This is a genomic window from Ruegeria sp. BC6, from assembly GCF_056539185.1.
Window position 1 is genome coordinate 700,555 of record NZ_JBQFUM010000001.1, and the last position, 13,846, is coordinate 714,400.

Annotated in this window: 13 protein-coding genes; 10 read left to right on the plus strand and 3 right to left on the minus strand. The window is 63.6% G+C overall.

Annotated elements, in window-relative coordinates; all coding sequences use genetic code 11:
• The first annotated feature begins 78 nt into the window (after positions 1-78).
• The 3 genes from ACR0MM_RS03460 (at position 79) to ACR0MM_RS03470 (ending at position 2,631) form a co-directional block, all read left to right on the plus strand.
• The gene (locus ACR0MM_RS03460) at positions 79-972 is read left to right on the plus strand and encodes a PfkB family carbohydrate kinase (RefSeq protein WP_480694433.1); all 894 of its coding nucleotides are present in this window, start codon (positions 79-81) and stop codon (positions 970-972) included.
• Complete coding sequence (locus ACR0MM_RS03465; protein WP_170439076.1) at positions 969-1,883, plus strand: pseudouridine-5'-phosphate glycosidase; 915 nt, start codon at positions 969-971, stop codon at positions 1,881-1,883. Before ACR0MM_RS03460 ends, ACR0MM_RS03465 begins: the two co-directional genes overlap by 4 nt.
• 70 nt (positions 1,884-1,953) lie before the next feature.
• Positions 1,954-2,631, plus strand: coding sequence for a DUF502 domain-containing protein (locus tag ACR0MM_RS03470; protein ID WP_093962217.1), 678 nt, complete (start codon positions 1,954-1,956; stop codon positions 2,629-2,631).
• Here ACR0MM_RS03470 and ACR0MM_RS03475 read toward each other — a convergent pair whose 3' ends face one another.
• The gene (locus ACR0MM_RS03475) at positions 2,632-3,660 is read right to left on the minus strand and encodes a patatin-like phospholipase family protein (protein WP_480694435.1); all 1,029 of its coding nucleotides are present in this window, start codon (positions 3,658-3,660) and stop codon (positions 2,632-2,634) included.
• Positions 3,661-3,688: 28 nt separating this feature from the next.
• Positions 3,689-4,462, minus strand: coding sequence for a 3-hydroxybutyrate dehydrogenase (locus ACR0MM_RS03480; RefSeq protein WP_170363363.1), 774 nt, complete (start codon positions 4,460-4,462; stop codon positions 3,689-3,691).
• Between the two features lie 314 nt (positions 4,463-4,776).
• On the opposite strand from ACR0MM_RS03480, the gene ACR0MM_RS03485 reads away from it, so the two are divergent.
• Both ACR0MM_RS03485 and ACR0MM_RS03490 read left to right on the plus strand, forming a co-directional pair.
• Complete coding sequence (locus ACR0MM_RS03485; protein ID WP_170455438.1) at positions 4,777-6,603, plus strand: extracellular solute-binding protein; 1,827 nt, start codon at positions 4,777-4,779, stop codon at positions 6,601-6,603.
• Positions 6,604-7,080: 477 nt separating this feature from the next.
• Positions 7,081-7,308, plus strand: coding sequence for a hypothetical protein (locus ACR0MM_RS03490; protein WP_093962974.1), 228 nt, complete (start codon positions 7,081-7,083; stop codon positions 7,306-7,308).
• On the opposite strand, the gene ACR0MM_RS03495 is transcribed toward ACR0MM_RS03490, so the two are convergent.
• A complete protein-coding gene (locus ACR0MM_RS03495) occupies positions 7,305-7,928 on the minus strand; it encodes a helix-turn-helix domain-containing protein (protein ID WP_093962221.1) in 624 nt (207 codons plus the stop codon). The two genes, ACR0MM_RS03490 and ACR0MM_RS03495, sit on opposite strands and share 4 nt — an antisense overlap.
• A gap of 65 nt (positions 7,929-7,993) precedes the next feature.
• Here ACR0MM_RS03495 and ACR0MM_RS03500 point away from each other — a divergent pair, with 65 nt between their 5' ends.
• The 5 genes from ACR0MM_RS03500 (at position 7,994) to ACR0MM_RS03520 (ending at position 13,846) form a co-directional block, all read left to right on the plus strand.
• Entirely contained in the window at positions 7,994-9,511 is a 1,518-nt protein-coding gene (locus ACR0MM_RS03500) for a class I adenylate-forming enzyme family protein (protein WP_480694438.1), read from the plus strand.
• Positions 9,508-10,167, plus strand: coding sequence for a DsbA family oxidoreductase (locus ACR0MM_RS03505; RefSeq protein WP_480694440.1), 660 nt, complete (start codon positions 9,508-9,510; stop codon positions 10,165-10,167). Before ACR0MM_RS03500 ends, ACR0MM_RS03505 begins: the two co-directional genes overlap by 4 nt.
• A 76-nt stretch (positions 10,168-10,243) precedes the next feature.
• Positions 10,244-11,452, plus strand: a complete 1,209-nt coding sequence (locus ACR0MM_RS03510) for a multidrug effflux MFS transporter (RefSeq protein ID WP_480694442.1) — start codon at positions 10,244-10,246, stop codon at positions 11,450-11,452.
• A gap of 55 nt (positions 11,453-11,507) precedes the next feature.
• Positions 11,508-13,172, plus strand: coding sequence for a tetratricopeptide repeat protein (locus tag ACR0MM_RS03515; protein ID WP_480694444.1), 1,665 nt, complete (start codon positions 11,508-11,510; stop codon positions 13,170-13,172).
• Positions 13,169-13,846 carry an SH3 domain-containing protein gene (locus ACR0MM_RS03520; protein ID WP_480694446.1) on the plus strand — a complete coding sequence of 226 codons (678 nt, stop codon included), beginning with the start codon at positions 13,169-13,171 and terminating at the stop codon, positions 13,844-13,846. Before ACR0MM_RS03515 ends, ACR0MM_RS03520 begins: the two co-directional genes overlap by 4 nt.

Below are 13,846 nucleotides of genomic sequence, written 5' to 3' on the forward strand. Positions count from 1 at the left end.
AAGCCAAATCGCCGACGCGGACCCCGCCCGCGCAGCTTCCGGCTTGCACGCGCCCTGCGCCTGCGGCATGACGAGGAAATGACTCAGAACAGCGACATCCTGTGCATCGGATCCGTCCTGTGGGACGTGATCGGACGATCCGCCAGCCACATGCGGCAAGGGTCGGACGTGCCCGGCCGCATCACGCGCCTGCCCGGTGGCGTGGCGATGAACATCGCCATGACGCTAGTGCGCTTTGGCATGACCCCGACCCTGCTGACCGCCATCGGCAGCGACCCCGAGGGCGACGAACTGGTCCATGCCTGCAAGCGGCTGGGTATGGACACGACACATGTCTACCGCTCGCAGGACCTGCCCACAGACCGTTACATGGCGGTCGAAGGCGCAAACGGACTGATCGCCGCCATTGCCGACGCCCATTCGCTGGAGGCCGCCGGCGCCAAGATCCTGCGCCCGCTGATCCATGGCCCGCTGGGCTATGAAAACACCCCGTTCGAGGGGCAGATCGCGCTGGACGGCAACCTGACGCTGGACCTTCTGGAAGAGATCGCCGTCAGCCCGGCCTTCGCCCGTGCCGACCTGCGCGTGGCCCCGGCTTCGCCCGGCAAGGCCGAGCGGCTGCTGCCTTTCCTAAAGCACGGCCGGGCCACGCTGTATGTGAACCTCGAAGAAGCCGGGCTGCTGTGCCAGCGCGAGTTCGACGATTCCGAATCCGCTGCCCGGGCGCTGCTGGAGCGAGGCGCGCTGCGTGCGCTGGTGACCGACGGTGGCAACTCGGCCACCGTGGCCAGTGCCGACGCGGTGATCACCCAGAAACCTCCGTCGGTTCTGGTCACGCGCGTGACCGGCGCAGGCGACACATTCATGGCGGCCCATATCGCCGCCGAAGCCAATGGCGCCAGCATCGACGAGGCGCTGACCCGCGCCCTGCATGCCGCCGCAACCTATGTATCCGGAGAGACCCCCCTGTGATCGACATCCAGTATTCCGCCGAAGTGCGCGCGGCCAAGGACAACGGAACCCCCATCGTTGCCCTGGAAAGCACCATCATCACCCACGGCATGCCCTACCCGCAGAACATCGAGGTGGCGGCCCAGGTCGAGCAGGACATCCGCGACGCGGGCGCCGTTCCGGCCACCATCGCGGTGATCGACGGCCGGCTGCATGTGGGGCTGGAACCCGATCAGTTGAAGGATCTGGGACAGGCGCAGGGCGTGGCCAAGATCTCGCGCGCGGACATGGCGGCCTGCATCGCTTCGGGCGGGACCGGGGCCACCACCGTTGCCGCCACGATGATCGCGGCCCATTTCGCGGGGATCGAGGTCTTTGCCACCGGTGGCATCGGCGGGGTGCATCGCGGCGCGGAAACCAGCTTTGACATCTCGGCCGACCTGCACGAACTGGCGCAGACCCCAGTCACGGTCGTGGCTGCCGGGGCCAAGGCCATCCTCGATCTGGCCAAAACGCTCGAAGTGCTGGAGACGCTGGGCGTGCCGGTCATCGCCCATGCCCAGGATGAATTCCCGGCCTTCTGGTCGGCCAAGTCGCCCTTCGCCGCGCCCTTGCGGATGGACACGGCCGAGCAGATCGCCAAGGCCCATGCGACGCGCCGCGCTCTGGGTCTGCCAGGCGGGCAGCTGGTGGCCAATCCGATCCCGTTGGCCGATCAGATCCCGTCCGAGGAACTTGACCCGATCATCGCCTCGGCCCAGCAGGACGCCGAAGCGCATCGCATTACCGGCAAGGCCGTCACGCCCTATCTGCTGCAGCGCATCTACGAGCGGACCGAGGGCCGATCCCTGATCGCCAACATCGCCCTGGTGCGCAACAATGCGCGCCTTGCGGCTGGTATCGCCAAGGCATTGAAGGCTCAGGCTGACTAAGCGTCAAACGGACCTATTGTACCAAGGCGCCGGACTGATTAACTAATCCGGCAAACCGCTCGGAACCGCGATGAACACACCGTTTGATGAAGAACCCCACCGCCGCCCCGGCCTGCTGTCGCGGCTACGCGCGTCGTTTCTGACGGGTATCGTCGTCATCGCACCGGTCTGGCTGACGCTGTGGCTGATCCTGTCGGTGGTTGGCTGGATCGACAGCGCGGTCCTGCCCCTGATCCCACACCAGTTCCGCCCCGAGCAATATGTTGGCATCAACCTGCGCGGCGTGGGCGTGCTGTTCTTCCTGATCTTCACAGTTCTGGTCGGCTGGATCGCCAAAGGTATCCTGGGCCGGTCACTGATCCATTTTGCCGAAAGCCTGGTCAACCGGATGCCCGTCGTCCGGTCGATCTATTCCGGGATCAAGCAGATCTCGGAAACCGTCTTTGCCCAGACCGAGCGGTCGTTCGAGAAGGCCTGCCTGGTGCAGTATCCCCGCCGGGGCATCTGGGCCATCGGCTTCGTCTCGACCGAGGCCAAAGGCGAGATCAACAAACGCGCCGAAACCGGCGGCGGTCTGCTGAGCGTGTTCATCCCAACCACGCCGAACCCAACCTCGGGTTTTCTGCTGTTCTTCCCCGAGGAAGACGTGATCCTGCTGGACATGTCGATCGAGGATGCCGCCAAGCTGGTGATCTCGGCCGGGCTGGTCTATCCGAACCAGAAAGACCCAACCCAGCCGCCCGAGTGATCAGCCGAACATCGCGGGCAGATCAACGGTGCTGCGCACTCCCAGATCGGGCTTGTGATCGGCCAGAAACCGGCCGGCCGCGGCCCGTCCGGCCTGTTTCAGGCTGTGCAGAACCACCGGGTTGGGCACCGTCTTGGTCGCCACCGACAGGCTGTTCATCAGGGCGTCATCGGCGATCATGTGCACGAATACCCGGCTCATCTCGCCCGCCTGCAGTTTGCCCTCGGCCAGCAGGCGCTGCACGAAGTTGATCGCCCGCAACTCGCGCAGAAGGGACGAATTGAAGCTGATCTCGTTGATCCGGTTCTGAATCTGCTGCGGGGTCTTGGGAACCTCGTCGCGCTCCAGCGGGTTGATGTTCACGATCACCACATCTTCGGGCAGGCCCGCGTTGAAAAGCGGAAAAAGCGCCGGGTTGCCGGTATAGCCGCCATCCCAATAGGCTTCGGTCCGGTCGGTTTCGGGGTCGTGGATTTCAACCGCCTGGAACAGGTTCGGCAGGCAGGCCGAGGCGAGGATCGCATCAGTCGTCACCTCATCGCCCGTGAACACCCGGATCTTGCCGCTGCGCACGCAGGTGGCGCAGACGAACAGGCGCGGCCCCTGATCGGCGCAGACCTCGCCAAAGTCAAATGCCTCGACCACCGGGGCAAGCGGATTGCGATAGAACGGCCCATAGGCATAGGGCGACACCATCCGAGACCAGGTATCGGCTACCGAGAACGGCAAGGAATACTCCATCGCCTGCGCGATCTGGGCGGGTTCCATCCCGGCCAGCCAGTTGGCGATGCGCATGTCGCCCACCGCGCCCATCCTCTCCCACAGGGCGTTCAGCGTCTCGCGCGCGCCATCACGACCGGCATGGACCATGCCGGCCTTGAACGCAGCCCCGTTCAGCGCCCCGGCCGAGGTTCCGGTGATCGCCGCAACTTCGATGTCTTCGTCGTCCAGCAGACGGTCCAGCACGCCCCAGGTAAAGGCGCCATGCGCGCCGCCGCCCTGCAAGGCCAGATTGATGCGCTTTACCATATCCGCCGGCCCCGGCGCGCGCAGCGGATCACAGCGCGGTCCAGCCGCCGTCGACCGAGATCGTGGTGCCGGTGATCTGGGCCGCCGCGTCCGAGCACAGGAACACAGTGGTTCCACCCAGTTGTTCGACGGTCGCGAACTCTTTCGAGGGTTGCCGTTCGAGCATGACGTTCTTGATCACGTCCTCGCGGCTCATGTTGTATTCCTTCATCGTGTCGGGGATCTGCGCCTCCACCAGCGGTGTCAGCACATAGCCCGGACAGATGGCGTTGCAGGTGATGGGCTCCTGCGCGGTTTCCAGCGCAACGGTCTTGGTCATGCCGACGACCCCGTGCTTGGCCGCCACATAAGCCGCCTTGTAGGGCGATGCAGTCAGCCCATGCGCCGAGGCGATATTGACGATCCGCCCCCACCCGGCCTTGCGCATCATCGGCAGCGCCGCCGCCATTGTGTGAAAGGCCGAGTTCATGTTGATGGCGATGATCGCGTCCCATTTCTCGACCGGGAACTGGTCGATCGGCGCGACGTGCTGAATGCCTGCGTTGTTGACCAGGATATCGCAGGCTCCGGCCTGTTCGATCAACGCGCGGCATTCCTCGCCCTTGGACATGTCGGCCTTGATGTAGCGCGCGTTGGTCCCGGTCTCCTTGCTGATCTCGGCCGCCAGCGCATGATCTTCATCGCGGTCGGTGAACGAGTTCAGAACCACATCGGCCCCCGCCTTGGCCAATTCGCGCGCGATGCCCAACCCGATGCCCGAATTCGATCCGGTGATGATTGCTGTTTTTCCCGACAGGTTCATTTTGGGTCTCCCACAGACTCATGATTTGGAGACACAGTGCCATGCTGCACCTGCAAAATAAACGGGGAAAGACCCGGTTGCGGACACGGTCGATTTACGGGCTGGAATCTCGGAGCTCGAGGCAGAAAAAAACGCCCGCACGAAGCGGGCGTTAAGTTATTGAGGCAGGTTTCATACAGGCAAGAAACCTATCGAGCAGTGGAACCTTTATAAGCAATTCCGCGCCGTCATCCAAGCTAAAAGTTTGATAATAAGAAAAATCATCGGTACGGTGAATCCCAACAAAATAAGGCCAGAGCAGGATTGTTTCCAAAATGAGCCCCGATATTCTCCGTCCCATCCGCCCGTTGATCGCGGGAATCGCTGCCTCGGTTGTCGCCACGTTAGCGCAAGCAGAATCGACCCATGGCATAGCTATGTATGGAGACCCGGCCCTACCACCGGATTTTGTGTCGCTGCCTTATGCCAACCCCGACGCGCCCAAGGGCGGTAAGGTCGTGTTCGGCAATACCGGCGGCTATAACAGTCTCAACCCGTTTGTGCAAAAAGGCACCGCCCCATGGCAGCTGAGATTTTGGACCCACGAGGGGTTGATGGGCCGTTCGTGGGACGAACCTTTCACTCTTTACGGGCTTTTGGCCGAATCAATCGACACCGCGCCGGACCGATCCTGGGTCGAATTCACCCTGCGTGAGACTGCCCGATTCTCTGACGGATCGCCGGTCACGGTTGACGATGTGATCTGGTCTTACGAGACCCTCGGAACGCAGGGGCATCTGCGCTATCGCGGTCTGTGGGCCAAGATCGACAGTATTCAGCAGACCGGACCACGCTCGGTCCGGATCATCTTCAACGAGCCAGACCGCGAGCTGGCCCTGATCGCAGGGCTGCGGCCGATCCTCAAGAAGGCCCAATGGGAGGGCAAGGATTTCGCCGAGGCAGCGCTGCAAGATGTCCCGATCGGCACCGGCCCCTATGTCATCGATGACTACGAGGCCGGACGTTTCGTGAACCTCAAACGCAATCCGGATTATTGGGGCAACGATGTGCCGTTCCGCCGGGGTACCATGAATTTCGATGAGATGCGGTTGGAGTTCTACGGCGACCAGACGGTTCTGTTCGAGGCCTTCAAGGCCGGCGCGCTGTCGGCCGTCCGCGAGTTCAACGCCGACAAATGGGCCACGCAATACGATTTCCCGGCCGTTCAGCGCGGCGATGTCATCAAAACCGAGATTCCGCATAAAAAGCCCTCGGGCATGACAGGTCTGGTCATGAACACGCGCAAAGCGCCCTTTGACGATTGGCGCGTGCGTGAGGCGCTGACGCTTGCGTTCAATTTTGAATTCATCAACGGCACGATCACTGGCGGTGCTCAGCCTCGGATCACCTCGTATTTCTCGGGGTCTGAACTGGCGATGCAGCCCGGCCCGGCAACCGGTCGGGTGGCTGAGATGTTGCAACCCTACGCGGCTGATCTGCCGCCGGGAACCTTGGAAGGGTATGTTCTGCCCGAAGGCGACGACTCGGTTCGCAACCGAAAGGACATCCGCAAGGCGGCTGATCTGCTGGAGCAAGCCGGATGGACAATCCAGGACGGCGTGTTGAAGAACGCAGCTGGAGAGCCCCTCAAGATAACCCTGGTCATCAGTCAGGGGAGCTTGAATGTGGTTCAGAATGTGGATGCGATCGCCGAGATGTATGCCCGCGCGCTGGAACGGCTGGGGATCGAGCTGACCGTCGACAAGGTGGATGACGCACAATACACCCAGCGGGTGTCCGAGCTGGATTTCGACATGACCCCGTTCCGCCGCGCGCTGTCGCTGTCGCCGGGCAACGAACAACGCCTCTACTGGGGCAGCGAAGGCGCGGATGCCTCGGGGACACGCAACCTGATGGGGGTCACCTCTCCGGCAGTGGATGGGCTGATCGATGCGATGCTGGCCTCGGAAAGCCGTGAGGATTTCGTGGCCGCCACCCGCGCGCTGGACAGGGTTTTGACCGCCGGGCGGTATGTCATTCCGATCTGGAGCTTTGACGTTGGCCGCATCGCCCACGTGAAGGAAATGAAGCATCCTCAGATCTTGCCAATCTACGGCGACGGACCGCAGTTCATGCCCGATGTCTGGTGGTACGAGGAGTAGCAGGCAACCGGCAGGGGCTTGAGCCCCTGCCCACTTCAAGTGATGCGCTTGGCACGGATCGGACGCCGCGCGGGCGTCGGCAATTTTCGGCACATGTGACCAAACACCAAAAGGCGATCAAACAACCCCGCTGGCCGCTACTTCTAGAGCATTTGGCTACTTTTTGCGGGTGGAGCGGTTGTCACCACGATATCTCGCAATCCAAGTGAGGATCGACGCGACGGACACCTGCACCGAAAACAGATTTCTTAGATAGATCAAAGCCCTGTATTCGGCGCAGTCCAGAGTGTCAGCACTTGAGCGATCGCCAAAACCGACAGTGAGTGGGAAAACGGGCCGAGCACGGCGTGAAAAACCGCTTTGATTTTCCAGCACCCCGACCTGCGACATTTTGTCATGTCTTCGCGCGGGCTGCGCGCTCCGTACGCTGGTCTGGGGAAGAGCAGTCCTGAAACCCGAACCACGGAAGGCTCGCAGATGTTGAACTGGACTGATTTGACACAAGACTGGAGCGCGTCCTACGCACGTGCCAAGCGCCGTTTTCCGAACCTGCGCGATCAGGATATGGCGCGCGTGAGGACGGACAGGAAACGCTTTGAGGCCTATCTGGCCGAGCGGCACCACCTGACGGTGAACGAGGCCCATGAAGAGGTCGAGGATTTTCTCTACACCGAAGGCCTGAACCGCGAGCTTGCCCGGCGTTAGGCCAGCGACGTGACCCACAGGATGGTCGCATCCTCATCGCTTACCGAGATCACGTTGTGTCCCATGCTGCCGTCGTAATAGGCGCTGTCGCCCCGACGCATCTCAACCGGTTCATAAAACTCGGTGTACAGGCGGATCACACCGGTCAGCACATACAGGAATTCTTCGCCATCGTGACGCACCCAGCCGTCGAACTCGTCCATTGACCGGGCGCGCACGCGGGCCCGATAGGGCAGCATCTGCTTCTTGGTCAGCGTTTCGGCCAGCAACTCGTGCTCGTAGGTCGTGGTGGCGTGCGCGGTGCCTTCACCCATCTTGGTCACCGCCATGCGACCGATCACTTGATCCCGCTCGGGCGGGGTGAACAACTGCGGCACAGAGATTTCGAGCCCGATCGCCAGCTTCTTGAGCGCATCATAGGTCGGCGACATTTGGCCATTTTCGATCTTGCTGAGCGTGGACCGGGCCAACCCGGCCTGGTTCGCCGCCTGCTCGAGGGTCCATTTCCGCGCCTTGCGCAGTTCACGCACGCGGGCACCCAGATCTACCGGCTCCAGCTCGGTGCGGGAACCGTTGTCGCGGGCGATGCGTACGATGGATTTGTGGTCTTTGCTCGTCATGCGTCATTCTATAGGGCCAGCGCCGCGCGCTTGCAACGCGTGACAAAGGGCAATAGCCAAGGCGCATGTTGTCGATCTTCGATCAGGGGCCGCCGACGCCCTGCCCCGCGCTGTTCAACCTGGCCGCCCATGTGTTGCGCCGCGCCGATGCCACGCCCGACAAGGTGGCCCTGTCCGTGCTGCGCCCTGACGGTTCGGACGACTGGACCTTTGCGAAGTTGAAATCCGCGGTTCTGGGCACCGGAACCGGGCTGCTGCGTGCGGGCCTGGTGCCCGGCGACATCGTGCTGATGCGTCTGGGCAATACGGTCGATTTTCCCATAGCCTATCTGGGGGCGATCGCCGTCGGGCTGATCCCGGTACCGACCTCCTCGCAACTGACCGAGCCGGAAACGGAGCGGATGATCCGGGAGCTGGACCCAGCCGCAGTTCTGCGCGATCCGACCGTGGCCTGTGCCGCGCATCCCAACCAGATCGGCCTGACCAACCTTGCCGCCATGCGCGACCTGCCGCCCGCGTCGTTCGACATGGGCGATCCGGAACGCATGGCCTATGTCGTCTATACCTCGGGCACCTCGGGCAAGCCACGCGCCGTGGCCCATGCGCATCGCGCGATCTGGGCGCGGCAGATGATGGTCGATGGCTGGTACGGCCTGCGTGAGGCCGACCGCCTGTGCCACGCGGGCGCGTTCAACTGGACCTACACGCTGGGCACCGGCCTGATGGACCCGTGGACCATCGGCGCCACCGCGCTGATCCCCGAACCCGGAACCGACCCGGCCGCCCTGCCCGGGTTGCTGCGCCGCCACCGCGCCTCGATCTTTGCGGCCGCCCCCGGCGTGTACCGAAAGATGCTGAACGCGGCGGACACGCTGCCCCTGCCCGATCTGCGCCACGGCCTAAGCGCCGGCGAGAAACTGTCGCGCGCCCTGCACGAACGCTGGGTACAGGCCACCGGGACCGAGCTGTACGAGGCCTACGGCATGTCGGAATGCTCGACCTTCATCTCATCCAGCCCGTCCCACCCCGCGCGCGGCGATGCGCTGGGACGGCCGCAACCGGGGCGCCGCGTGGCGATCCTGGGGCCCGACGGGCCGGTTCCGCAGGGGCAGGAAGGCACCATCGCCATTCACCGCTCGGACCCGGGGCTGATGCTGACCTATCTCAACGCCCCGGACGAGGCCCGCGCGCGCATGCAGGGCGACTGGTTCCTGACCGGCGATCAGGGCGCGATGGCCGTGGATGGGCAGATCACCTATCTGGGGCGAGACGACGACATGATGAACGCAGGCGGATACCGGGTGTCCCCGGTCGAGGTCGAATCCGTCCTGTCGCGCTTTCCCGGAATCTCTCAGGTCGGCGCGACGGCGATCGAGGTCAAACCGGACACTTTCGTGATCGCCGCCTTCTATTCCGGGCCGGAAAAACTGGACGAAACCGCCCTGCGCGCTTATGTCGAGGCCAACCTGGCGCGCTACAAGCAACCCCGCGCCTTCATCCATCTTCCCGAACTGCCCACCGGGGGCAACGGAAAACTCCTGCGCCGTGCTTTGCCGGCCTATTTCAAGGCACCCGAAGAATGACCCAGACCGTCAAGCTTGATATCCTGTCCGACCCGATCTGCCCGTGGTGCTATATCGGCAAGACCAACCTGGACAAGGCGCTGGCCTCGGTCCCGGACCATCCCTTCGTGATCGAATGGCATCCGTTCCAGCTGAACCCCGACATGCCCGAAGGCGGCATGGACCGGCGCGAATACCTGGAACGCAAATTCGGTGGCAAGGAGGGTGCGGTTCGCGCCTATGCGCCGGTGGTGGAGCATGCCGAAAAGGCCGGCCTGAACATCGATTTCGAGGCCATGAAACGCACCCCGAACACGCTGGACGCCCATCGCCTGATCCATTGGGCAGGGATCGAGGGCACGCAGAACCAGGTGGTGGATGCGCTGTTCACTGCGTATTTCGTGCAGGGCCGCGACATCGGCGACCACGAGGTTTTGGCCGACATCGCCGACAGCGTGGGCATGGACGCCGCAGTTGTTCTGAAGCTGCTGAAATCCGACGCCGACCGGGACGACATTCGTCAGCGGGATACGCACTCGCGTGAGATGGGCGTAAACTCGGTCCCCACCTTCATCGTCGCCAACCAGCACGCGGTCCCTGGGGCGCAACCACCGGAATTGTGGGCGCAAGTGATCGGCGAAATCATGTCTCAACTTGAGCCCTCCTCTGCAGAATAGCACAGAGTTCTGTGCGCGATTGCACCTAGCCCACCTTGCCCTGTCGTGTTAGCGCGTTGGGGCAAGGAGTCCCCGCATGGCTGACCGTATTTCCAAGGCCGAATTCATCGCGCTGATCGCGATGATGTTTGCCACCATCGCATTTTCGATTGATTCAATGCTGCCTGCCCTGCCCGAGATCGGCGCGCAGCTCAGCCCTGATGACGTGAACCGGGCGCAGTTGATCCTGACCAGCTTTGTTCTGGGAATGGGGATCGGCACGTTCTTCACCGGCCCGATCTCGGATGCGGTCGGACGCAGGCCGGTGATCTTTGCCGGAGCAGCAGTCTATATTCTGGCATCGGCCGTGGCTTGGGCCAGTTCGTCGCTGGAGCTGGTTCTGGCCGCCCGGGTGGTTCAGGGGCTGGGGGCCGCCGGGCCCCGCGTGGTAGCGATGGCGATCATCCGCGATCTGTTCTCGGGCCGGGAAATGGCGCGTATCGTGTCCATCGCAATGATGATCTTCACCCTGGTGCCCGCCATCGCGCCCATGGCCGGAGCCGCCGTGATTGCCTTCGCCGGTTGGCGCGGCGTGTTCATGTCGTTCATCCTGTTTGCGCTGGTCATCATTGCCTGGATGGGGTTCCGACTGCCTGAGTCGCTCGCGCCGGAAAACCGCCGCCCATTCCGCCTGCCGCTGATGGTCGGCGCGGTGAAAGAGATGTTCGCCCATCCCACCGTGCGCCTGTCGATCTTTGTCCAGACCCTGTGCATGGGCATGCTGTTCACCATGCTGACCATGGTGCAGCCGGTCTATGACGTGATCCACCACCGCGCCGAAAGCTTCCCCTTCTGGTTCGGGTTCGTGGCGCTGATGTCCGGCTCGGCAAGCCTGCTGAACGCGGCCGTCGTGGTACGCGTGGGGATGCGCCGCATGGTGACCTGGGCGCTGGCCGGACAGATCCTGATCACCTCGTCGGTGATCGCGCTGAACATGTCGAACCTGTCGCCGCAGGCCTCGTTTGCGCTGTTCGTGTTCTGGCAGACCACGGTCTTTTTCATGGCCGGGGTCACCATGGGCAACCTGAATGCCATCGCGATGGAGCCGATGGGCCATATCGCCGGCATGGCAGCCTCGGTCATCGGGTCGATCTCGACCGTTGTGGCCGCCGCGATCGCCGCGCCGGTGGGGCTGCTGTTCGACGGCACGCTGGGGCCGCTGAGCATCGGCATCCTGACCATGTGCGTGCTGGCCTTCGGACTTATGGTCCACATGGGCCGGATCGAAGACCGCGTCCCCGCCTGACCTGTGCAGCGCACCCGAACTGCGCTAGGCTCACCCCAGTCAGGGAGGGTTCGGCATGAGCGACTATTACGATCTGGGCACGCATGGCTGCCCCGTCACCACGTCCTCGGATCAGGCGCAGCTTTGGTTCAACCGGGGCCTTGTCTGGACCTACGGCTACAACCACGAAGAGGCGGTCGTGTGCTTCCAGCGCGCGCTGGAGCATGACCCGGACTGCGCCATGGCCCATTGGGGCGTGGCCTATGCTGCCGGGCCCAACTACAACCTGCCCTGGGATCTGCTGGACGACCGCGGTAAGGTCAAGGCCCTGAACTGCGCCTATGACGCAACCCAGTGCGCACTGGCCCTGCTGGATCGCTGCACGCCCGTCGAACGCGAACTGATACGCGCCCTGCCTGCCCGCTATCCCCAGCGCGACCCGGCGCCCGACATGCACAGCTGGGACCACGACTTCGCCGACGCCATGCGCGCCGCCTTCGCGGCCCAGCCCGACCATCTGGACCTGCGCACCATCTATGTCGAGTCGCTGCTGAATCTGACCCCCTGGCAGATGTGGGACCTCAGGACAGGCCAGCCCGCCGAGGGCGCCGCCACGCCTGAGGCGCAGGAGGCGTTGGAATGGGCCATGGCCAACGATCCGGCGGCGATGTCGCATCCGGGCCTGCTGCACCTTTATGTGCACCTGATGGAGATGTCGCCCACGCCGGAAAAGGCGCTGAAGGCTGGTGACGTGCTGCGCACGTTGGTGCCGGATGCCGGGCATCTGGTGCACATGCCCACCCATATCGACGTGCTGTGCGGCCACTATCAGAACGTCGTCCACTGGAACGAACAGGCCGTCATCGCTGATCTGAAATATTACCAGCGCGAAGGCGCGTTCAACATCTATACCGGCTATCGCCAGCACAATTACCATTTTGTCATCTATGGCGCGTTGTTCCTCGGTCAGATGGAGCCCGCCCTGCGCGCCAACAAGGGCCTGTGGGACACCACGCCCGAGGAAATGCTGCGCATCGAAAGCCCGCCGATGGCGGATTACTTCGAAAGCTACATGGCCATGGGGCCACATATTCTGATCCGTTTCGGCCGGTGGGAGGAAGCCAAGGCCCTGCCCCTGCCCCCCGATCCCGACCTGTATCTGACGGTGACGGCCACCACGCATTACGCCCGCGCCATCGCCCATGCCGCCACCGGCGACGTGGCCGAGGCCGAGGCCGAGGAACTGCTGTTCCTCGCCGCCAAGGACCGCGTGCCCGAAACCCGCCTGCTGCACAACAACCGCGTGATTGACCTGCTGGAGATCGCGCGCGAGATGCTGCGGGGCGAGATCGAGTACCGCAAAGGCAATTTCGACACGGCCTTCGCCCACCTGCGCCGCTCGGTCGAGCTGGACGACAATCTGCCCTATGACGAGCCCTGGGGCTGGATGCAGCCCACCCGCCACGCGCTGGGGGCGCTGCTGTTCGAGCAGGGCCACGTGGCCGAGGCCGAAGCCGTCTATCGCGAGGATCTGGGTCTAGGCGGCACCCTCAGCCGCGCCTCGATCCATCCCGACAATGTCTGGAGCCTCAAGGGCTTGCACGATTGCCTCAAGGCGCGTGGCGCGGTAGAGGAATTGCAGCTGATCCGACAACGACTTGACCTGGCCCTGGCGCGGGCCGACCGCAGCGTCGGCGCCTCGTGCTTCTGCGCCCAGGCCGCGATGAGAGCCGCTGAATGAAACTGTTGAACGCTGCGCTGATCGCGCTGTGCTGCGGTCCCGCCTGGGCCGACCGTCAGACCTTTCCGCCTGTGGACGAGGCCAGCAAAGACCCGGCACTGGAAGCCTTCCGTGCGGACCTGCGCGCCAAGGTCGCCGCCCGCGACCTCGAGGGCGTCATGGCCGCCACCTGCCACGAGATCTATACCAGCCACGGTGACCCGGACGGCCCCGAGGCGTTCCGCGCCAATCTGACGGTCGATCCCGAAACCCTGCCCGAGGCCGACCGCCGCCACGCCGCCACCATCCGCGAGGACTACTGGCGCGACCTCGAGACCACGCTGGCCCAGCCCGGCTATTTCGACGAGGATGGCGAATTCTGGATGCCGCACCAGTGGCGGCTTACCCTGCCAGCGAAGCTGGATCCGTTCACCGCCTATTTCGTGACCGGTCAGGATGTCACCCTGCGCCAGGCCCCCAACCGCGGCGCGCCCAATCTGGACCTGATCAGCCACGAGGTGGTGATCGTTCCCGACTATCTGGAAGAGGCCGAATATCAGGGCGTCATCCTGACCGACGGAACGCGCGGCTATATCTATTCCGATTTCCTGTGGTCGATGGTCGGCTATCGCGCGGCCTTCGTGAAATCGGACAGCGGCAACTGGCAGCTGTGTACATTCGTGGCCGGGGACTAG

Excerpts from the sequence above, each read along its gene's own strand:
- ACR0MM_RS03500 (WP_480694438.1), top strand. The coding sequence starts at position 7,994 with ATGTTGTCGATCTTCGATCAGGGGCCGCCGACGCCCTGCCCCGCGCTG.
- ACR0MM_RS03515 (WP_480694444.1), top strand. The coding sequence starts at position 11,508 with ATGAGCGACTATTACGATCTGGGCACGCATGGCTGCCCCGTCACCACG.
- ACR0MM_RS03480 (WP_170363363.1), bottom strand. The coding sequence starts at position 4,462 with ATGAACCTGTCGGGAAAAACAGCAATCATCACCGGATCGAATTCGGGC.
- ACR0MM_RS03475 (WP_480694435.1), bottom strand. The coding sequence starts at position 3,660 with ATGGTAAAGCGCATCAATCTGGCCTTGCAGGGCGGCGGCGCGCATGGC.
- ACR0MM_RS03520 (WP_480694446.1), top strand. The coding sequence starts at position 13,169 with ATGAAACTGTTGAACGCTGCGCTGATCGCGCTGTGCTGCGGTCCCGCC.
- ACR0MM_RS03470 (WP_093962217.1), top strand. The coding sequence starts at position 1,954 with ATGAACACACCGTTTGATGAAGAACCCCACCGCCGCCCCGGCCTGCTG.
- ACR0MM_RS03490 (WP_093962974.1), top strand. The coding sequence starts at position 7,081 with ATGTTGAACTGGACTGATTTGACACAAGACTGGAGCGCGTCCTACGCA.
- ACR0MM_RS03485 (WP_170455438.1), top strand. The coding sequence starts at position 4,777 with ATGAGCCCCGATATTCTCCGTCCCATCCGCCCGTTGATCGCGGGAATC.
- ACR0MM_RS03505 (WP_480694440.1), top strand. The coding sequence starts at position 9,508 with ATGACCCAGACCGTCAAGCTTGATATCCTGTCCGACCCGATCTGCCCG.
- ACR0MM_RS03510 (WP_480694442.1), top strand. The coding sequence starts at position 10,244 with ATGGCTGACCGTATTTCCAAGGCCGAATTCATCGCGCTGATCGCGATG.
- ACR0MM_RS03460 (WP_480694433.1), top strand. The coding sequence starts at position 79 with ATGACTCAGAACAGCGACATCCTGTGCATCGGATCCGTCCTGTGGGAC.
- ACR0MM_RS03495 (WP_093962221.1), bottom strand. The coding sequence starts at position 7,928 with ATGACGAGCAAAGACCACAAATCCATCGTACGCATCGCCCGCGACAAC.